The 20,312-nt window shown below is 47.1% G+C and carries 17 protein-coding genes; 16 read left to right on the top strand and 1 reads right to left on the bottom strand.

Annotated features, from left to right (window positions below):
* Positions 1–13 precede the first annotated feature (13 nt).
* The 8 genes from L5L91_RS00200 (at position 14) to L5L91_RS00170 (ending at position 9,872) form a co-directional block, all read left to right on the top strand.
* On the top strand, positions 14–1,012 hold the full coding sequence (locus tag L5L91_RS00200) for an FAD:protein FMN transferase (RefSeq protein ID WP_219250495.1): 999 nt from the start codon (positions 14–16) through the stop codon (positions 1,010–1,012).
* Positions 1,013–1,236: 224 nt separating this feature from the next.
* On the top strand, positions 1,237–1,317 hold the full coding sequence (locus tag L5L91_RS22720; protein ID WP_105252297.1) for a potassium-transporting ATPase subunit F: 81 nt from the start codon (positions 1,237–1,239) through the stop codon (positions 1,315–1,317).
* 8 nt (positions 1,318–1,325) lie between these two features.
* Positions 1,326–3,050 (top strand): potassium-transporting ATPase subunit KdpA, encoded by a 1,725-nt coding sequence (kdpA, locus tag L5L91_RS00195; RefSeq protein ID WP_263235337.1) that lies wholly within the window; start codon positions 1,326–1,328, stop codon positions 3,048–3,050.
* A gap of 2 nt (positions 3,051–3,052) precedes the next feature.
* Complete coding sequence (kdpB, locus tag L5L91_RS00190) at positions 3,053–5,071, top strand: potassium-transporting ATPase subunit KdpB (RefSeq protein ID WP_263235335.1); 2,019 nt, start codon at positions 3,053–3,055, stop codon at positions 5,069–5,071.
* Positions 5,072–5,080: 9 nt separating this feature from the next.
* Positions 5,081–5,680, top strand: a complete 600-nt coding sequence (gene kdpC / locus L5L91_RS00185) for a potassium-transporting ATPase subunit KdpC (protein ID WP_263235332.1) — start codon at positions 5,081–5,083, stop codon at positions 5,678–5,680.
* A 34-nt stretch (positions 5,681–5,714) separates the two neighbouring features.
* Positions 5,715–6,476 carry a TorF family putative porin gene (locus tag L5L91_RS00180; protein WP_263235330.1) on the top strand — a complete coding sequence of 254 codons (762 nt, stop codon included), beginning with the start codon at positions 5,715–5,717 and terminating at the stop codon, positions 6,474–6,476.
* 2 nt (positions 6,477–6,478) lie between these two features.
* Entirely contained in the window at positions 6,479–9,139 is a 2,661-nt protein-coding gene (locus tag L5L91_RS00175; RefSeq protein ID WP_113939544.1) for a sensor histidine kinase, read from the top strand.
* Positions 9,140–9,188: 49 nt separating this feature from the next.
* On the top strand, positions 9,189–9,872 hold the full coding sequence (locus tag L5L91_RS00170) for a response regulator (RefSeq protein ID WP_028760150.1): 684 nt from the start codon (positions 9,189–9,191) through the stop codon (positions 9,870–9,872).
* Positions 9,873–10,043: 171 nt separating this feature from the next.
* Here L5L91_RS00170 and L5L91_RS00165 read toward each other — a convergent pair whose 3' ends face one another.
* A complete protein-coding gene (locus L5L91_RS00165) occupies positions 10,044–10,223 on the bottom strand; it encodes a hypothetical protein (RefSeq protein WP_263185144.1) in 180 nt (59 codons plus the stop codon).
* A gap of 215 nt (positions 10,224–10,438) precedes the next feature.
* Between L5L91_RS00165 and L5L91_RS00160 the strand changes: the two genes are divergently transcribed.
* From L5L91_RS00160 to L5L91_RS00125, 8 genes are all read left to right on the top strand, one after another.
* Positions 10,439–10,855, top strand: coding sequence for a CBS domain-containing protein (locus L5L91_RS00160; RefSeq protein WP_028760149.1), 417 nt, complete (start codon positions 10,439–10,441; stop codon positions 10,853–10,855).
* A 122-nt stretch (positions 10,856–10,977) separates the two neighbouring features.
* Positions 10,978–14,853: an ATP-dependent RNA helicase HrpA gene (gene hrpA / locus L5L91_RS00155; protein ID WP_411569322.1), complete on the top strand. Its 3,876-nt coding sequence runs from the start codon at positions 10,978–10,980 to the stop codon at positions 14,851–14,853.
* 790 nt (positions 14,854–15,643) lie between these two features.
* Positions 15,644–15,802 (top strand): nitrate reductase, encoded by a 159-nt coding sequence (locus L5L91_RS00150; protein ID WP_028760147.1) that lies wholly within the window; start codon positions 15,644–15,646, stop codon positions 15,800–15,802.
* A 43-nt stretch (positions 15,803–15,845) separates the two neighbouring features.
* The gene (locus tag L5L91_RS00145) at positions 15,846–16,103 is read left to right on the top strand and encodes a chaperone NapD (RefSeq protein WP_028760146.1); all 258 of its coding nucleotides are present in this window, start codon (positions 15,846–15,848) and stop codon (positions 16,101–16,103) included.
* 2 nt (positions 16,104–16,105) lie between these two features.
* Entirely contained in the window at positions 16,106–18,595 is a 2,490-nt protein-coding gene (napA, locus tag L5L91_RS00140) for a nitrate reductase catalytic subunit NapA (protein WP_263235650.1), read from the top strand.
* Between the two features lie 10 nt (positions 18,596–18,605).
* Positions 18,606–19,091, top strand: a complete 486-nt coding sequence (locus tag L5L91_RS00135; RefSeq protein ID WP_028760144.1) for a nitrate reductase cytochrome c-type subunit — start codon at positions 18,606–18,608, stop codon at positions 19,089–19,091.
* 8 nt (positions 19,092–19,099) lie between these two features.
* The gene (locus tag L5L91_RS00130; RefSeq protein ID WP_028760143.1) at positions 19,100–19,687 is read left to right on the top strand and encodes a cytochrome c3 family protein; all 588 of its coding nucleotides are present in this window, start codon (positions 19,100–19,102) and stop codon (positions 19,685–19,687) included.
* A gap of 186 nt (positions 19,688–19,873) precedes the next feature.
* Positions 19,874–20,263 (top strand): DUF1801 domain-containing protein, encoded by a 390-nt coding sequence (locus L5L91_RS00125; RefSeq protein ID WP_263235325.1) that lies wholly within the window; start codon positions 19,874–19,876, stop codon positions 20,261–20,263.
* Positions 20,264–20,312: the final 49 nt, after the last annotated feature.

The following is a 20,312-nucleotide window of genomic DNA, read 5'->3' as shown; positions in this document are numbered from 1 at the left end:
GGAGGGTCAGTAAATGAAATGGTTATTGAGATGTATATTACTCATTATGCTAGTAGGGTGTCAGAAATCGCCAGTTTATACCAAGTTAGAAGGCCTTGCGCAGGGAACGAGTTGGCATGTGACATTTTGGAGTAAAGACAAGATAAATAGTACAGAGATAAACCGCGAGATTGAGCGGCAATTGGCAGAAATAGATCTTCATATGTCTACTTATCGTTCAGATTCGGTGATTTCTCGTTTTAACAGTATGCACTTAGCTATGGCGGTCGGGGATGATATTTTAGCGCTCATAGGGATAGCCAAGGAGGTCACTTCAAAAACGGAGGGTTGTTATGATTTGACCATTAAACCATTATTCGATTTGTGGGGATTTACCCATAATCAATTAACTATTCCTACAGAAAGTGCACTTCAACAGACATTAACCTATGTAGGCTTACATCATTTAAGTATTGATAATCAAATGTTAACTAAAGATTTGCCAGAGGTACATCTTGATTTATCTTCGATTGGACAGGGATATAGCGTAGGCAAAGTTGCAGATGTGCTAAAGCGATACAATATCGATAATTATTTGGTAGAGATTGGCGGCGAAATGGTCGTACACGGCAGTAAGCTCGACGGTTCTGCTTGGAAAATCGCGATTGAAAAACCGCTGCCAGAACAGCGAATAATGCAAAAGGTTCTGCTTATTAATTTCCCTCAAGCGATCATGACATCGGGTACATATCGTCATTATTTTGATCATTTAGGGCAGCGCTATTCACATATTATTGATGCGCGAACCGGTAAACCCGTAACCCATAACACAGTATCTGTAACTGTATTGGCAACGGATCCGGCTAGAGCAGATGCTTGGTCTACAGCGCTATTATGTTTAGGAAGTCAAGAAGGTTTAGTCGTCGCTAATCAGAATGATATAAAAGCATTATTTATTGATGACAATAAAGGTGTACTTAAAGAGATTAAGACAGATAGCTATAATAAAATGAAAAAAATAGAGCTTAATTAATCTACAATATCATTGCTAGGTCATGTGTTAATGCCAGTTAGTATTTCTAGCTGGCATTTTTATTTACTTTTATAGCTAATGCCATGGTTTATTGTGGCCTTGTTTACCACTGATTATGATGACTTTTACGTATTCTTTACGGGATTAGTCATTTGAACTCTAGAGACTTTACGCGGTTAATTCATATATTTGTTCTGTTACTCACTTTCTTAAGGACAAATTATATGGACTGGATATTTCTAATACTTTCCATAGCACTTTTCATCTACTTAGCAGTGGCAATGTTTGCCCCTAATAAGTTTTAGGAGTCGTTATGTTTGAAATTACCCTTATTTTTACTACTGCGCTTGGGCTCGCATGGCTGTTGGGATCCTATATGACAGGGGTTTTCTCTGGTCAGTCCCATTTTTCAGATCGTTTATTTAATCCCATTGAAAAGTGGATTTATCGGGCTATAGGCGTAAATGCCCATTCGGGGATGACATGGAAATCCTATGGTGCGGCGTTTCTTATCAGCAACTTGGTACTTGGCATTTTGGCGTTTCTTATCCTTAAATTCCAACATGTGTTACCGCTTAACCCCGATGGTATAGGACCATTATCTTGGGATCTGGCGTTGCACACTGCGGTGTCATTCCTCACCAATACCAATCAACAGCACTATTCCGGGCAGGCTCAGCTCAGTTATCTATCCCAAGGATTTGTCATTGTCACGCTGCAATTTGTCACTCCAGCCATGGCGCTGGCTGTTTGTGTGGCGATTTTGCGGGGAATGTTAGGCGGGTTGAATAATGACAGCGCCAAAGAGGGCGAGGCTCGAAATCTGGGTAACTATTATGTTGACCTAGTGCGCGGTGTACTCAGACTTATGCTGCCATTAGCGGCTATTGTGGCGCTGTTACTGACTTGGCAAGGCGTACCGAGTAGTTTTGACGGTGCGCAAAAAGTGAACACCTTAGATTCTGCATTACCTATTACTGAGCAGGTCGTTCCGATTGGCCCCGTTGCATCTATGGTGGCCATTAAGCAGTTAGGTACTAATGGCGGGGGCTGGTATGGCCCCAACAGTAGTAACCCGCTAGAAAACCCAACGCCAGTCAGTAATGCAATCGAGACCATTGCCTTAGTGTTGATCCCTATGTCCGTCGTTTTTATGGCGGGCGGAATGCTAAGACGCAAAAAATTTACCTTGATGGCTCTGGTTGCTATGGGTTTATTAAGCGTCAGTTTTCTTGGGGCAACTGTGTACAGCGAGTTGCAACCCAACGCTGCCTTTGCGGGATTAAGCGCCGAAGGGCCGAATATGGAGGGTAAAGAAGTTCGCTTTGGACCTGAGCTATCGGCGCTATGGGCTTCTTTTACCACACAAACCTCTAACGGTTCGGTCAATGCCATGCACGATTCCTTCAATCCAATAGGGGGATTGATGACGCGATCAGGCATGCTACTTAATGCGATATGGGGCGGTATTGGCTGCGGTTTTGTTAACTTTATCGTTTATGTGTGGATTGCTGTTTTCTTATCGGGATTGATGATTGGCCGTACGCCAGAGATATTTGGTCGTAAGCTCGAAACCCGTGAAATCACCCTTTTGGGGAGTCTATTAGTTTTACCTACCTTGTGCGTCTTAGGTTTGACGGCGATCACTGTGGCTATCCCGAGTATTACGGGCAACAGTAACCCCGGCTTTCATGGGATTTCGCAAGTCTTTTACGAATATACCTCCGCTTTTGCTAATAACGGTTCGGGATTTGAAGGTTTAGGTGATAACACGCCTTGGTGGAATATCAGTTGCGTTATCGCCTTACTGCTCGGTCGATACCTGCCGCTGTTTTTACCGCTGGCGATTGCGGGGATGATGTCGAGTAAAAGAGTGAGTCCCGACAGTAACGCGAGCTTGAAGCTCGAGAGTCCCACCTTTTGTTTCACCCTTATTGCTGTGATTTTAATCATTAACTTCCTGTCTTTCTTACCTGCGGCGGTATTAGGGCCTATTGGCGAAGCTTTAGAACTTGCCACTATGAGTCTGGAGAAATAGTCATGCATAAACCTGCTCAAATATTAGATAGCGCCGGCGTGAAGCAAGCTGCCTTCGGTGCTGTAAAGAAAATGTCCTTAGTGAGTATGGCTGGCAACCCTGTGATGTTCGTGGTGATGGTCGGCGCTTTACTCGCCGCTTTGATCACAGGACAAAAGTTCTTCAATGACGAGACTGTTGGTTTTGAGTTAGCCACGACCCTTATTCTTTTGCTTACCGTGTGGTTTTCTAACTTTGCGGAATCCGTGGCAGAGGCAAGGGGTCGTGGACAAGCGGCTAGCTTAAAGTCGGCGAAAGAGGCCTTGCAGGCTCGGCGCATACGCCACGGTGAGTTGGAATCAGTATCCGCAACTTTGCTTGTCAAAGGCGATAAAGTGAAGGTTTTACAGGGTGATTATATTCCTGCCGATGGTGAGATCATCGAAGGGATAGCCACTATCAACGAATCGGCGATTACCGGTGAATCTGCGGCTGTGTTGCGTGAAGCGGGCACCGATCATTCCGGTGTGATTGGCGGCACTAAGATACTTACGGGTGAAATTACCGTGCTGGTTGCCAACGATCCTGGGAATAGCTTTTTAGATCGTATGATAGGGCTGGTCGAAGGGGCGAAGCGTCAGAAAACACCGAACGAAACGGCGTTGACTGTGCTACTTGCATCATTGACTGCGGTTTTCCTTATCGTGGTGGTGACTTTGCCACCCATGGCGGGTTTCGTCGGTGCAAGCCTTGATTACACTATGTTAATTGCGCTGTTAGTGTGTTTGATACCAACGACGATTGGTGGCTTGTTACCTGCCATTGGTATTGCAGGCATGAACCGCGCCTTAGCCGCCAATGTGGTCGCTAAATCGGGTAAAGCCGTGGAAGTTGCGGGGGATATCGATACGTTACTGCTGGATAAAACTGGCACTATCACTTTCGGTGATCGTCAAGCGACCGCATTTTTACCCGTGAAAGGCATTGCTGCTGAGATGTTGCGTGATGCGGCGGTGCTGTCTTCCCTCGATGACCCCACCCCTGAAGGGAAATCTGTACTCAAATTGGCCATAGATTTGGGCGCGGTGTTGCCCGTCAAACCTACGGATGCGACTTTTATCCCATTTACGCCGGAGACTCGGGTTTCTGGGGTGATTTTAACCGATGGTATTCAAGGCATTAAAGGCGCTGGCGATGCGATGCAGTTTTGGGCGCAGCAGCATCAAATTCACTGGCCTGAATCAGTTAACGCGCTTATCCGCAAAGTGGCTTTGCAGGGGGGGACTCCTTTAGTCGTCGCCAGTGGCACGCACATTTTAGGGGTTATAGCCTTAAGTGACGTGATTAAGCCAGGCGTTGCGGAGCGGTTTGCCCGTTTAAGATCACTCGGTGTGCGGACCATCATGGTGACAGGGGATAATCCGTTAACGGCTGGCGTGATTGCCGCCGAAGCTGGGGTCGATGATTTTGTCGCTGAAGCTAAACCTGAGGATAAACTTGCCCTTATTCGCGCAGAGCAGGCCAAAGGTCGATTAGTGGCTATGGTGGGGGATGGCACTAACGATGCGCCGGCATTAGCGCAGGCCGATGTAGGTCTTGCGATGAACTCAGGTACCCAAGCTGCTAAAGAAGCTGGCAATATGGTGGACTTGGATTCTGATCCCACTAAATTACTGGCTATCGTTGAAGTCGGGAAACAATTGCTGATCACCCGCGGCGCCTTGACTACATTTTCTCTCTCTAATGATGTGGCTAAGTATTTTGCCATTATTCCAGCGGTATTTGCGGGGGCTTTGCCTGCGATTGGTGCACTGGATCTGATGCAGCTTCACAGCCCAACCTCAGCCGTACTCGCAGCGCTCGTATTTAACGCTCTTATCATTCCGGCCTTAATTCCATTGGCATTAAAAGGCATCAAGCTCAGACCTATAAGTGCCGAAAAATTACTGCGAAATAACATGCTGATTTATGGCTTAGGTGGGGTGATTTTACCCTTTGTCGGCATTAAAGCACTCGACTCAATCATTGCACTGATGCTCTAGGAGACAGTAATGAATTCAATCGTATATACCACTAAAACCCAGCATGCCGTTATGGGATTGAGAACCAGTCTCGCCCTGTTATTTGTGTGTGGCGTTGTCTATACCGGCACTGTGACTCAGCTCGGTGGCGCTTTATTTCCCGTACAAGCTAAGGGCAGTGTGATCCACAGGGATAATGTCGCTATGGGGTCTGAGTTCATCGCTCAGCCCTTTGTTAATCCGGCCTATTTTTTTAGTCGGCCGAGCGCTGTCGGTTACGATCCTATGGCGACAGGTGGTAGTAATCTTGCGCCGAGTAACCCGGCGTTACGTGAACGTGTGATGGCAACAAGCCAAGAAATCCAAGCCAGAGAATCTGTTCAGGCCGCTGATATTCCAGTGGATTTACTCGCCACATCGGGGGCGGGACTGGATCCTCATATTTCACCCGCAGCAGCCAAACTGCAAGTCGCGCGCGTGGCTCAGGCTCGACAGTTAGCCGAACCACAAGTGTTGACCTTAGTGGCGCAATTTATCGAACCACCGCAGTGGGGCATTTTTGGGCAAGCGCGCGTCAATGTGCTCAAGCTCAACCTCGCTCTCGACCAGATTGCTAAACACGCTCAATAAAACAATATTCTACTGAATTTAAGGATAAATTTTTATGTTACCGATTAAGTCTGCTCCTTGTTCACGCCTCTGTGCGGGTGTGATGATGGCATTATCTTCACTCTCTATGGGTGCGCTTGCCAGCACTGAGACTCATGGGGGCAATGCCTCTTGGCAGAGCCAAGGGAGTGTGATGCTCATCAGTGATTATGCGTTTCGCGGTATTTCTCAAACTGATGAAGGACCTGCAGTTCAAGCAGGGTATACCTTAAGCCATGATTCTGGCTGGTATGGCTCACTTTGGGGCAGTAATATCGAATTTGGGGATGGAAGTTTAGAACTCGACTTGTCCGCTGGCTGGGCTAAAGATTGGGATAATGGCTTAACAACGGACCTAGGCGTGATACGTTACCAATACTCGCAGGACGATACCGACCTGAGTTATAAAGAAATTTATGCTGTGGTAAGCTACGCCGATGCTAAGTTAGGGCTGGTTTATTCTCCTGATTATTTTGGCGAGAATGTGGACGATTTTCAGTATGTCTACGCCAGTTATGAGCCGCAGCTGTTCTCTAATGTAAGCCTAGTACTGCATCTTGGGAGCAATTTTTTTGCTTCTCAGCAAGATATGGCACTGTTTTTAGGTTCTATGGCCGTAAGCAATAGCCACTATTTGGATTGGCGGGTTGGGCTGAACCTCAATATGACTGAGCAGGATGTGTTGAGTGTCGGTTATGTCGATACGGATTTATCGCAGAGTCAGTGCCAGTCCCTGTGTGATGCGCGCTGGATAGTGAGTCTTTCAAGGAGTTTCTAATCGTGGTACCAATCAGTCAAACACAGCAAGCCAATGCGCTCTTAAGTCAGATACAGCAAAATGATAAAGGTAAACTGACGGTTTTTCTTGGGGCAGCACCAGGCGTGGGCAAGACCTATGCAATGCTCAGTGCGGCAAGGGAAATGGCCCAGCAAGGTGTCGATTTGCTGGTTGGACTGGTGGAAACCCATGGGCGTGCCGATACCGAGGCCATGGTAGCGGGTTTTGAGGTATTGGCACGTAAACCCATTGATTATCATCATAATCGTTTAACGGAATTCGATTTGGATGCGGCGCTGCTTCGTCGGCCTAAGCTTATCTTAGTCGATGAGTTGGCCCACACGAATGTCCCCGGTAGTCGCCATAAACGGCGCTATCAAGACGTCGCAGAATTATTGGCTGCGGGCATTGATGTCTATACCACAGTCAATATCCAACATTTGGTCAGTTTGAATGATCTGGTGTTGCAAATTACTCAAGTGCGGGTACGGGAAACCGTCCCCGATCGCTTCCTTGATGAAGCCCATGAAATTATATTTGTTGATTTACCGCCATCAACACTCATCGAACGCTTACAGCAAGGTAAAGTTTATCTGCCAGAGTATGCTCGTTCGGCTTTAGATGCTTTTTTTTCGGTCTCGAATTTGACGGCACTGCGCGAATTGGCAATGAAAAAAGTCATAGAGCGAGTCGATGCAAAACTGATTTGTGAACTCGATGCCAAAGCACAGGGAACGGATTTTGTTCTCAAAGACAGATTGTTGGTTTTAGTGAGTAACAGCAGTGATCATCAGTATTTGATCCGCATAGGTCGGCAGATTGCCGAGCGGCGGCAAATTCCTTGGTTAGTGCTTTGGGTCGATACCGGCAAAGCGCTGGGCCTTTATCAGCGGAAAAGGTTAAATGAGGCCTTTGCCTTAGCGAAGGAACTTGGCGCGCAGACCGAAGTATTACGCGACACGAGCAGTTATCAGGCCATTTTACCTTACATAGCCCTGCATCGAATTAACACAGTATTAGTCGGCGCGGGTGTGAAACGCACCTATCCTTGGTGGCGTAAAAGGCTGTATCAACGCTTGATTGAGTCTGGTTTACCTGTTGAGGTGAGTGTCTACCACGCACCCGAAAACCAAATGCAAGTACGAGATCCCATTACGCCTAAAGCCAGTTTTGGTGATCTTCGAGGCCATATTCTTGGGTTGATTGGCGTGGTGGTTATTTTTCCGCTGGTGGCATTTTTAGATACTTGGCTCAGTAATGGCAATCTGGTGTTGTTATATGTTTTCTTGATTGTCAGCATTGGCTTAACCTATGGCGCTAGGCCTGCCATGGCAACCGCGGTGTGGTCTTTTTTCAGCTTTAATTTCTTTCTTACTGATCCCAAATTTACTATGAATGTAAATAGTCAGGATGATATTGCCACTTTAATCTTTTTGATGTGTATAGGGCTTATCAGTGGCCCTGCGGCATCTCGGATCCGAAATCAGTTTATTTTGCTGCGTGAGTCAAATCGTTATGCTGAAACCTTAAAAGATGTTGCCCAAGAATTATCGGTCGCCGATGATGAAAAAGCCCTTTGGCAAACGATAGGGCGCAAGATTGCTGGTTCAGTGAATGCCGATTGTTATATTGTTTTGCAGCGTAAAGATGGTCAGCGATCCTATTTACCGCTGCTGAATACGCCATTTAACGACCTTGATTTAGCCGCAATCGATTGGACCTTGCGCCATGGGCAAGCGGCGGGGCGTTTGAGCGATACCTTGAGCGCATCGGGTGTGAGTGTGTTCCCCATTGAACTTGAAGGTACGACGATTGGCGCGGCGATTTTAGATTGGCAACCTACGGTCAACGAACTCAGTCCGTTTGATAGAGAGCTTATTCTGGCCATGTTACAGCAAGGCGCTAATACATGGCGGCGTATTCAGTTAGTGTCAGATCTTGAATCGGCACGGGTGAAAACAGAAATTGAGCAGTTACGTTCCGCATTATTATCGTCAGTGTCTCACGATCTAAAATCACCACTCTCAGCCATGATGGGGGCGGCGGAGAGCTTAAAACTATTGAATAAACAATTGCTAGAGGCCGACCGCAACGAACTACTTGATACTATTTTGCAAGAAAGCCGTCGCTTGGACAGCTATATCCAAAATCTACTCGATATGACACGCCTGGGTCATGGCACTTTGAGCATAGAGCGTGATTGGGTTTCGGCAGATGACATTATTGGCAGCGTACTTGGCAGGCTTAAACGCTATTTCCCTAATGCAATCGTTGAATATCACAGAGAAAAAGAACCCCCACTCCTCTTTGTGCATGCGGCGCTGATCGAACAAGGATTATTTAACATTCTAGAGAATGCCGTTCGATTTTCACCACCAGAAGAGCCTATTTGTATTGAATTAACCATTTCCAATCACCGTTGCTGTATTGCAATTGAAGACAGGGGGCCGGGGATTCCCGCCAGCCATAGGGATCAAATTTTCGATATGTTTTATGTGGTTGCCGATGGAGATCAGAAAAAACAGAATACAGGTATGGGGCTGGCTATTTGTAAAGGCATGATAGCTGCACACGGCGGTAGTGTTCGCGTTACCGATTGCCTACAGGGGCAAGGCACTCGTTTTGAAGTTGAATTGCCGTTAGACTATCCCGTTCCTGGCTAATCATTTTCAGCCAAAATATCCTTAATAAACCACAGAATGGACTAGAGACGTGGCAATAAAAATCGTGGTTATCGATGATGAGACCCAAATACGCCGCATGCTGCGGATTGCACTCACCAGTGAGGGCTATGACGTTACCGAAGCTGAAAATGGTCAGCAAGGGCTCGCAGCTGTTGCTCGACAGCAACCTGAATTAGTCATTTTGGATTTAGGCTTGCCGGATATGGAAGGCCATCAAGTGCTACAGGAGTTACGGGGATGGTCCGATGTTGCTGTGATTGTATTGTCGGTTCGCAATCAAGATAAAGAAAAAGTCGCAGCATTAGATGCAGGCGCGCAGGATTATGTGACCAAACCCTTTAGTGTGGAAGAGTTACTGGCAAGGGTGCGAGCGATTTTAAGGGACCATATCAAACCTGAAAAATTACCCATATTAGATGACGGCAAGTTGCAGATTGATTTAAGTCGCAGGCTGGTTAAAGTTGATCATCAAATTGTCGAACTCACACCCAAGGAATACGCAGTATTGTCTAAATTGGCGTCGTCACCTAACTGCGTTGTCACTCAGACTCAGTTGCTCAAAGAGATTTGGGGGCCCGCTCATACAGAAGACACACATTATCTACGAATTGTGGTCAGTCACTTAAGGCAAAAATTAGGCGATTCCCCGAGTGAACCTCAGTATGTGCGGACTGAGCCCGGTGTAGGCTATCGCTTTTATATCGACTTATAGCTTGTATCAATAGCGAATTAAAACGCGTTGGAATGACAAGTAAAATGATCACCGAAGACGGATGGCATTACCTGCCATCATTGAAGCTCAATCGGATACTTGCCTGATTTCAGTTTCTAGCATTCGCTTCAGTTAACTCTAAGTCGCTATTTCTGGCTGCCTTTGTTGACGCTATTTTTGTCCTGTTAGCTCTTGTTGACATAGGATTATACCAATCGTATTAAATATCTGTTCATTCAGCGGGAGTTCAACGCGCTTTAGACAAGGCGAAGGCTTGAAGGCATAGTGGTGCTCTGTCGAAAGCCTTAAACGCAGTATAAAGCGCGTTGAAACCCGCCCTTCGGGAGTCACACAGGCATCCCACTCCGGTGTTGCATTGACTTAAAAGGGAATAACCATTTCTGCGTCAATGCACCTTGGATTGAAATACCTGTGAGGCTCTGAACTGATTAGATATTTAATTTGATTGGTATTATGCACTAGATAAGCCCAATCGATATAAATCGCACATTCTTGCCGATATTTTGACTAGACTACAAACGTAGGGTTAATTCGAGGGAAAGACTATGGACTTAATTAAAATCCGCGACCATATGGATCGTCAGCCCGTGTTGCTGCGCGCTAATATGTCGCTCGCGACTGCGGTCGAAAAGCTGTTAGATAATAATAAAATGGGCGCAGCAGTGGTTGATGATACGGGCGATTTGGTGGGCTTTTTATCCCAGCAGGATTGTTTGGCTGTGATGATTAAAAGTAGCTATCACTGTGATATGACCTCAGTGGTGAAGGATTGCATGCGCACTGAAGTGCTGTTCGTTGGGCCAGATGACAGTATTTTGCAGCTCGCCGAACAAATGCTAGGGCCTAAACCTAAAGTGTATCCAGTGGTTGAACATGGCAAAGTAATTGGCACGATTAATCGCACCAATGTGCTCAAAGCCATGAATATCTATATGCAACAATGTTATCTGTCACCGGTTTAATCTAAGTCGAGCCAGTGCGAAACTGACACGCCATATACTGAGTGCAGAGTAAATTAGCAATACCATTACGCCACTTTCCTTGCTAGGATCGCCGTTTTTGATGCTAGCAATGGAATTTGGATTTGAACTCAGACAAACATCCGCTATCGAACGCCTTTCTTAATCTTTGTTATCAGAGCGACGCGTCGCGGATCCGTCGTCGTTTATTTAAGCTCAATAAAGAAGCCGACTCAGATAAAAAGACCCAAGTCTTAGCTCAGCTGAGCGAGCAAGCGCAGGCGGCGTTTGAGAAGGTTGAGCAGCGTCGTAACGCTCGGCCTAAAATCCACTATCCTGAAAACCTGCCCGTTTCCTTGATGCGCGATGATATTGCACGCGCGATTGCGGGCAATCAAGTGGTGATCATCGCCGGTGAAACGGGTTCGGGTAAAACGACCCAGTTACCTAAAATCTGTTTGGAATTAGGCCTAGGTTGCCGTGGCATGATAGGCCACACCCAGCCACGACGTTTAGCAGCCCGCAGTGTGGCGAGCCGAGTCGCCGAAGAATTACAAAGTCCGCTCGGTGAAGTGGTTGGCTTTAAAGTGCGTTTTGCCGATGCGCTTAAGAGTGACTCTTATATCAAGTTGATGACCGACGGTATTTTACTGGCGGAATTAACCTCCGATCGTAATCTTGATCAATACGATACCATCATCATAGATGAGGCCCACGAGCGCAGCCTCAACATCGATTTTATTCTGGGCTACCTCAAACAAATTCTCAAAAGACGCCCCGATCTCAAAGTTATTATCACGTCGGCGACCATAGACGTTGAGCGTTTTTCTAAGCATTTCAACAATGCACCTATTATCGAAGTGTCGGGCCGTACCTTTCCGGTCGAAACCCGTTACCGACCTTTAGTGCAAGATAGCGATGCCGATTTAGATCAAATCGAAGGCATTTTTGCCGCCGTCGATGAACTGGTGGCCGAAGGGCTGGGCGATATTCTGATCTTTATGAACGGTGAACGGGAAATTCGCGATACGGCCGAGCAATTGAGTCGGCGTAATTACCGCGATACCGAAATTTTGCCGCTGTACGCGCGTTTATCCTATGGCGAGCAGTCCAAAGTTTTCAGTAGTCACAGAGGTCGGCGGATTGTATTAGCGACGAACGTGGCGGAAACTTCGTTGACTGTGCCGGGCATTCGTTACGTTATTGACCCTGGTACGGCGCGTATCAGCCGTTATAGCTATCGCACTAAGGTGCAACGTTTACCGATTGAACCTATCTCGCAGGCGAGTGCCAATCAGCGCCAAGGCCGTTGTGGCCGTGTAGGGCCGGGTATTTGTATCCGTTTGTACGATGAGGCGGATTTTAATAATCGTCCGGCGTTTACCGATCCTGAAATCTTGCGCACTAACTTGGCTTCGGTCATTTTGCAGATGCTGGCCATCGGTTTGGGTGATATCGCCGGTTTCCCCTTTATCGAGCCACCCGATCCACGCCATATCCGCGATGGTTTCCTGTTGCTCGAAGAATTACAAGCGGTTGAGAGCAAACACGGCAAGCTAGTGCTGACACCACTTGGGCGCAACTTGGCGCAAATTCCTGTGGATCCGCGTTTGGCGCGTATGGTGGTCGAGAGTCAGCAGTTAGGTTGTTTGAACGAAGTGTTAGTGATTGCCGCGGGCTTATCGATTCAAGATCCCCGCGAACGTCCGATGGAGAAGAAGCAAGCCAGTGATGAAGCCCATCGCCGTTTTGCCGATCCCAGTTCCGATTTCGTCAGTTGGATAAACCTGTGGCAGCACTTAAAAGATCAACAAAAAGAGTTATCTGCTAGTCAGTTCCGTAAAAAGTGCCGCGATGAATATTTGGCCTATTTGCGCGTTCGCGAGTGGCAGGATTTATACGCCCAGCTTAAACAAGCCGTGCACGATTTAAAGTGGCGCTTAAACGATACGCCAGCTAATTATGACAGCTTGCACCGCGCGCTCTTATCGGGCTTATTGAGTCATGTTGGTTTTAAAGATAACAATAACGAGTACTTAGGTGCCCGTAATCGTAAATTCTTTGTGTTTCCCGGTTCGCCACTGGCCAAAAAAGGCCCTAAGTGGATCATGGCGGCTGAGCTTACCGAAACATCGCGCCTATTCGCTCGCTGCTGCGCCAAAATCGAACCCGAATGGCTAGAGCCCTTAGCTGCTCATTTGATCAAGAAAAGCTATGTTGAGCCCCATTTTGAGGCAAAACCTGGCAGCGTTATCGCCCTTGAGAATCAAGTGCTCTACGGCTTGACGGTTGTGCACCGCCGCAAAGTGCAATACGGCCCCATCGATCCCGTTGAAGCGCGTGAGATTTTTATCCGCAGCGCTTTGGCAGAAGGGCAGTTACAGACCCAAGAAGCATTTTTTGTCGCTAACCAAAAGCTGCTCGAAGACATTGAATCCCTCGAGCATAAATCCCGTCGCCGCGATATTTTGGTGGACGAGCAAGTGTTAGTGGACTTTTACGAGCCGCGGATCCCGGAAGGGATTTACAACGCCCAGCTGTTTTTTAGCTGGTGGAAAAAAGCCAAGCGCGAGCAACCGGATTTACTCGATTTCAGCAAAGCACTGTTAATGCAGCGCAATGCCGACCATATTTCGACCTTAGATTTTCCCGATACGTGGCACAAGGGCAATTTGCGCCTGCAGCTAAGTTATCACTTTGAACCTGCGGCGGCGGATGATGGTGTGTCGGTGCACATTCCGGTGGCGCTACTTAATCAAATCGACGATAGCGATTTTGATTGGCTAGTGGCTGGGCTAAGGGAAGAAAAGTGCATCGCACTGATCAAATCTCTGCCTAAGAGTTTACGGCGTAACTTTGTGCCCGCGCCTGACTATGCCCGCGCTTGTGTGCAGGTCATGGTGCCTTTTAGTGCCAGTTTGCTTGAGGCCATGTGCAAGCAATTGCTGCGCATGAGTGGCACGCGTATATCGCCGGAGGATTTTGATTTAACGCAACTGCCCGCGCATTTGCAGATGAATTTTAAAATCGAAGACGATAAACACAACTTAGTGGCCGAAGGTCGGGTGCTCGATACTTTAAAAGCCGAGTTACAAGGCGTGGTGGCTAAGGCCATTCGTCAGGTGGCGGATAAAGGTATAGAGCAAGAAGCGTTAACTGAGTGGTCCTTTGGCGATTTGCCGCAGCAGTATCAGCAGCAAAAAGGCAATTACCAAGTGCGGGCGTTTCCGGCGCTGATCGATAAAAAAGACAGTGTTGCGATCAAATTATTTGATGATGAATTTGAGGCCTTAGATGCCCATCGCCAAGGTCTGCGACGGTTATTGCTGCTAAACATTCCATCACCGGTGAAACACTTACAGCAAGCTTTGCCGAATAAGGCGAAATTGGCGATGTATTTCAATCCCTTCGGCCAAGTGCAAATCTTAATTGATGACATTATTGCCGCCGCTGTGCAGCAATTGTTGGATGAAAAAGCCCTCGATGTGCGTAATCAAGCCCAATTTGAGCAGGCAAAGGATTGGGTTCGCCAAGAACTCAACCCGACCGCCGAGCAAATTGCATTGAAGGTTGAGCAGATTTTGACCTTGTATCAGAGCATTAAAAAGCGTCTTAAGGGCAAAATTAGCTTAGATATTGCCTTTGCTATGAGTGATATTCAAAGCCAATTAGACAAGTTAGTGTTTAAAGGGTTTGTCGAATCTTGTGGTTGGAATCGGTTAGCCGATGTGGCGCGTTACTTAAAAGCGATTGAAATCCGTGTCGAGAAGTTGCCAGTTGATCCGACCCGTGACCGTTTGCATATGCAGAGCATCAACAAGGTTCAAGAAGCTTTAATCGCACAACTGGCTAAAGTACCGCGTTCTATGCCAACACCGCCTGCGTTAATCGAGGCGCGCTGGATGATTGAAGAGTACCGTGTCTCTTGTTTTGCACAGGTGTTAGGCACGGCTTATCCGATATCTGAAAAGCGCATTTTGAATCATATTCAACAGGTTTAATAGACTGATTTAAAGGTTGAGCTGAGCGCCTTTGTCCGATTAATGTAACAATAACGCGATCAAAAAATGACTAAACAAACCGAGAAAACTAACCATTTTCTCGGTTTTTTATTTTCCCTATGGTTACTCTTCTCACGCGATATACCTCCAGTGGTGCGCCATGAAACGGGCCTGCTTTAACGTTATATCTACTCATGTCATTCATGTCCTAGTTATTTACTAGTACCAAAGTTATTTACTCATACCAAAATTATCTACTTATTCTAGAGTTATCATTCTTCAATGGCTGAAAGTGAGCACCTTAGATAAAACTAAGTTATCAACTAGGAGAGATACTGCTCGGCACATAAAATAAGCGCTTTTTGGGGTGGCAGCGATGCTTTTATGCCGAATATCTTTCTTTTGGGATCAAGTCGTTATCTCGCATGTTTTTACACCTTTCTACTGCCTACTCCTTTATGAATACTCAGGTTTTTTTTGAGGGTTTTCTGTTGTTTTCTCGTAGTGATTTATCCATTTCAGTCGTTTATTAATCATAAAATCAATTCAATCATCTAACTTGTAATTGGAAAAAACGTTTAAAAACTGAGATCTGACGAATACTCACATCAAATTGATGATCTGGATCAAGCATCATCCGCTTTACCAATTTGGAGGTATACATTTTGTTAACAACTAAAAGGTATGATCGCTTCGTGATCCAAAGATGCAATAGATATACATAAAGCCTGCCGCTGGCGATTTTTTGCAGCGCATTCAAAGTGGCAGGAACACACCTCTTGGAGGATGCATGAGTGCTAGCACCGCAGAAGAAAAATCCTTAGAACTGAAAATCTTTATCTTTTTAACCGTGTTTCTCGCACCGTTATTGTCCGTACTACTGGTCAGTGGTCTGGGCTTTGCTATTTGGTTCAGCCAAATTTTGACGGGTCCACCGGGCGCTGGTTAAACGTAACATCATCAAATAGTTAAAAATAAGAGTGGAATGTCGGATGAGCAAAGAACTCCATATCACCAGTTTAGTGGTGCAGGTCTTACCGCAGAAAATGGCAGATGTTAGACAACAGATAATGACCATTGAAAATGCCGAACTTTCCGTCAACAACGAAGTGAAATTGGTCGTCGTGATCGAAGGCGAGACGCAACGCGCCTTGATGGACAGTATCGAAGCGATCAATGCCATTCCGGGCGTGTTATCAGCCACTATGGTTTACCACCAGAGTGAAGTGCTCGAAGAGGGTGAAGAATGAATATGAACAGACGTGACTTTATCAAGGCCAATGCGGTGATTGCCGCTGCAGGCGCCGCTGGTTTAGCCTTGCCCGCAGGCGCAAGCAACTTAATTACCAGCTCAGAAAAAACCAAATTAGAGTGGAATAAAGCCCCATGCCGTTTTTGCGGCACGGGCTGCTCTGTGATTGTCGCAACTCGCGACGGCAAAGTGGTTGCCACCCATGGCGATGCCAACAGTGAAGTGAACCGTGGGCTCAACTGTATCAAGGGCTATTTCCTGTCGAAAATCATGTATGGCAGCGATCGCTTAACCACGCCTATGCTGCGGATGACAGATGGCAAATACGACAAGCACGGTGAGTTTTCGCCCATCAGTTGGGACAGTGCCTTTGACATCATGGCGCAAAAATGGAAAGAGACCATTAAAGCCAAAGGGCCAACTGCTGTGGGCATGTTTGGCTCGGGCCAATGGACAGTGTGGGAAGGTTATGCTGCCGTTAAGCTGATGAAAGCGGGTTTTGGCTCGAATAATATCGATCCGAATGCGCGTCACTGTATGGCGTCTGCCGTGGTCGGGTTTATGCGCACCTTCGGTATCGACGAACCTATGGGTTGCTACGACGATATGGAAGCCGCCGATGCCTTTGTCCTTTGGGGCTCGAATATGGCGGAGATGCACCCGATCCTCTGGAGTCGAGTGACAGACAGACGTCTCAGTGCCAGCCATGTAAAAGTGGCCGTGTTGTCGACTTTTGAGCACAGATCCTTCGATTTGGCTGACTTGCCGATCGTGTTCACCCCGCAAACCGATTTAGCCATTTTGAACTACATAGCTAACTACATCATTCAGAATGATAAAGTGAACTGGGACTTCGTGAAGAAGCACATTAACTTCCGTCAGGGCACAACAGATATTGGTTATGGTTTACGTCCGACACATCCCCTTGAGAAAAAAGCGAAAAATGTTAAAACGGCGGGGGATTCAACCCCAATTGATTTTGAGACATTTAAAGCCTTCGTGGCGGATTATAGCGTCGAAAAAGTCAGTAAGCTGTCGGGCGTGCCCGAGGATAAACTGATTGCGCTGGCCAAGTTGTATGCCGATCCCGACATCAAAGTGACCTCATTTTGGACCATGGGTTTTAACCAACATACCCGAGGTGTGTGGTGTAACAACCTGATTTATAACATTCATCTCTTGATGGGTAAAATTTCAACCCCAGGCAACAGTCCATTCTCTTTGACGGGTCAACCATCAGCCTGTGGCACGGCCCGTGAAGTGGGGACGTTTTCCCATCGTTTACCCGCCGATATGGTCGTGACCAATCCTGAGCACAGAAAGCATGCCGAAGACATTTGGAAGATCCCAAGCGGCATTATTCCACCTAAACCCGGTTATCACGCCGTCGAGCAAAACCGTCGTCTAAAAGATGGCGACTTGAATTGTTACTGGGTGCAAGTGAACAACAATATGCAGGCGGGCCCAAACATCAATGAAGAAGGTTTACCGGGTTACCGTAACCCTGCCAACTTTATCGTGGTGTCCGATGCCTATCCGACGGTGACGACTCAAGCTGCCGATTTGATTTTGCCCACCGCTATGTGGGTGGAAAAAGAGGGCGCCTACGGTAACGCCGAGCGCCGTACTCAGTTTTGGCATCAAATGGTGCAGGCACCGGGTGAGTCCCATTCGGATCTGTGGCAATTGATGGAGTTTGCGAAGCGTTTCACCACAGACGAAGTCTGGCCTAAGGATGTATTAGCGGCGAACCCTGAGTTTAAAGGCAAAACCCTATTCGAAGTCCTGTATCAGAACGGTAATGTTGATAAGTTCCCGCTGGCGGATGCCGATCCTAAATATTTGAACGATGAGGCTAAACACTTTGGCTTCTATGTCCAAAAAGGCTTATTCGAGGAATATGCGACCTTTGGCCGCGGCCATGGCCACGATCTCGCCCCATTTGATGTTTACCATGAGGCTCACGGTCTGCGTTGGCCTGTGGTCGATGGTAAAGAAACCAAGTGGCGCTTTCGTGAAGGCACAGATCCTTATGTTAAAGCAGGTAAGGGCTTTGAGTTTTACGGTCATCCCGATGGTCGTGCGGTGATTTTCGCTTTGCCCTATGAACCTGCCGCAGAAGCGCCCGATGAAGAATATGATATCTGGTTGTCGACGGGGCGAGTGCTGGAACACTGGCATTCGGGTTCTATGACCCAACGTGTGCCTGAGTTATATCGTGCCTTCCCCGATGCCGTATGTTTTATGCACCCTGAAGATGCGAAAAAACGCGGTTTGCGCCGTGGCGATGAAATTCGCGTTGTGTCCCGTCGCGGTGAAATTAAGACCCGAGTCGAAACCCGTGGCCGCAATAAACCGCCCGTGGGTTTAGTGTTCGTGCCTTGGTTTGATGCTAGCCAGCTCATTAATAAAGTCACTTTAGATGCGACAGATCCCTTGTCAAAACAAACTGACTTTAAAAAGTGTGCGGTGAAGATCGTCAAGGTTTAAGGAGAACACGATGAAAACCCTAAAATTAGTCTCAGCGATCGGTTTATTGGTATTTGGCTCATTCATCATGACAAGTGTGTCTGCCGCCAGTATTCCCGAAGATAAAATTGATACCCTGCGCCAAGCGCCTATCAATGTCGAGCCTACGCCACCTGCGATGCAAAGTGTGCGTAATACCGATGTGAAGGAAGTGCGCAGCTATCCCATGCAACCACCGGTGATCCCACACAAGATCGACGGCTATCAGCTTGATCTTAAAGTGAACAAGTGTATGGCTTGCCATGCTCGTAGCCGCATTGGGGATTCGCAAGCACCTATGGTCAGCGTCACGCATTTTATGGACAGGGACAATAACTTTTTAGCCGAGTTATCGCCGCGCCGCTATTTCTGCACTCAGTGTCATGTGCCGCAGTTAGATGCCAAGTTACTGGTCGAAAATGACTTTGTGGATATGGAACATCTGATCAAAGCCAACACTGAGCAGAAAAAACACTAGGAGTTAGCATGTTAGATAAACTGAAAAAAATCTGGCAGGTACTCAATCGTCCGAGTGTGCATTACAGTTTAGGTTTTTTGACCTTAGGTGGTTTTGTGGCTGGGGTGATTTTCTGGGGGGGATTTAACACAGCCCTAGAGGTGACCAACCAAGAAGCTTTCTGTATTGGTTGCCATGAGATGGAAAATAACGTCTATCAAGAGCTACAGACGACGATTCATTTCACTAACCGCAGTGGCGTGCGGGCGACGTGTCCTGATTGCCACGTACCGCATAACTGGACCGATAAAATTGCCCGTAAGATGCAGGCATCTAAGGAAGTGTGGGGTAAGGTTTTTGGGACGATTAATACCCGTGAGAAATTTGAAGATAAGCGCCGTGAACTGGCAGAACATGAGTGGGCAAGGTTAAAGGCCAATGATTCGCTCGAGTGTCGTAACTGCCATAACTTCACTTACATGGACTTTACTCGCCAATCACCCAGAGCGGCGCAGATGCACTCAACATCACTGGCAAGCGGCGAAAAGACCTGTATCGACTGCCACAAGGGGATTGCTCATCATCTCCCTGATATGGCCGGTGTGAAGGGGTTTTAATCTAGGGAGCAGTGTTTATCCGTGTGACTTAGCCTTGCTAAGTTGGACAACTCCAGCAAAAGGCCAAGCGCACTCCACGCTTGGCCTTTTTATTTGCACGTCACTTATTTCTTGGATGGATGCTTCAACTGGGTGTTATTCAGTCCGATTAGCGCGCTACAATCGGGCTGGGATAGTCTTGCTTGTATGAGAGGTAAAGAGATCATGATGGAAGATCAGCCGCAACTTGAAAAACTGTTAGAAGATATTTTATGTACCAGCCCGAGTCTGTTTGAAATAGTGCAGGGGGTGAGGCAGGAGGTCAAAACCGCCGCTACCACATCGTCGCGGGCCATTACTGAAGCCGTTAAGTACGGCGGTATACTCTTTAGCACCAAAGCCAGTTTTGGTGGTGTGTTTACCTATAAACAGCATGTTTCATTGGAGTTTAGCTTAGGCGCGAATCTTAGCGATCCTCATCAGGTACTTGAAGGCAGTGGCAAGTTTCGCCGCCATATTAAGTTGGTGTCAATCGATGATATTGCTGCCAAGCGAGTCGCGGAATATATTGCGCAGGCGTTGAGTCTGGCGGATTAATGGTTGTTTGCCGCATGATGTGACTAAAACGGACGAACAAAAAAGGAGC

This window comes from Shewanella sp. SM55, assembly GCF_025654025.1.
Lineage (GTDB): Bacteria > Pseudomonadota > Gammaproteobacteria > Enterobacterales > Shewanellaceae > Shewanella > Shewanella oncorhynchi.
The sequence above is the reverse complement of the archived record's forward strand: the minus strand, read 5'-3'. Positions and strand labels throughout refer to the sequence as shown.

Coding starts and splice junctions, on each gene's coding strand:
- L5L91_RS00200 (WP_219250495.1), top strand. CDS start 14: ATGAAATGGTTATTGAGATGTATATTACTCATTATGCTAGTAGGGTGT.
- L5L91_RS22720 (WP_105252297.1), top strand. CDS start 1,237: ATGGACTGGATATTTCTAATACTTTCCATAGCACTTTTCATCTACTTA.
- kdpA (WP_263235337.1), top strand. CDS start 1,326: ATGTTTGAAATTACCCTTATTTTTACTACTGCGCTTGGGCTCGCATGG.
- kdpB (WP_263235335.1), top strand. CDS start 3,053: ATGCATAAACCTGCTCAAATATTAGATAGCGCCGGCGTGAAGCAAGCT.
- kdpC (WP_263235332.1), top strand. CDS start 5,081: ATGAATTCAATCGTATATACCACTAAAACCCAGCATGCCGTTATGGGA.
- L5L91_RS00180 (WP_263235330.1), top strand. CDS start 5,715: ATGTTACCGATTAAGTCTGCTCCTTGTTCACGCCTCTGTGCGGGTGTG.
- L5L91_RS00160 (WP_028760149.1), top strand. CDS start 10,439: ATGGACTTAATTAAAATCCGCGACCATATGGATCGTCAGCCCGTGTTG.
- L5L91_RS00150 (WP_028760147.1), top strand. CDS start 15,644: ATGAGTGCTAGCACCGCAGAAGAAAAATCCTTAGAACTGAAAATCTTT.
- L5L91_RS00145 (WP_028760146.1), top strand. CDS start 15,846: ATGAGCAAAGAACTCCATATCACCAGTTTAGTGGTGCAGGTCTTACCG.
- napA (WP_263235650.1), top strand. CDS start 16,106: ATGAACAGACGTGACTTTATCAAGGCCAATGCGGTGATTGCCGCTGCA.
- L5L91_RS00135 (WP_028760144.1), top strand. CDS start 18,606: ATGAAAACCCTAAAATTAGTCTCAGCGATCGGTTTATTGGTATTTGGC.
- L5L91_RS00130 (WP_028760143.1), top strand. CDS start 19,100: ATGTTAGATAAACTGAAAAAAATCTGGCAGGTACTCAATCGTCCGAGT.
- L5L91_RS00125 (WP_263235325.1), top strand. CDS start 19,874: ATGAGAGGTAAAGAGATCATGATGGAAGATCAGCCGCAACTTGAAAAA.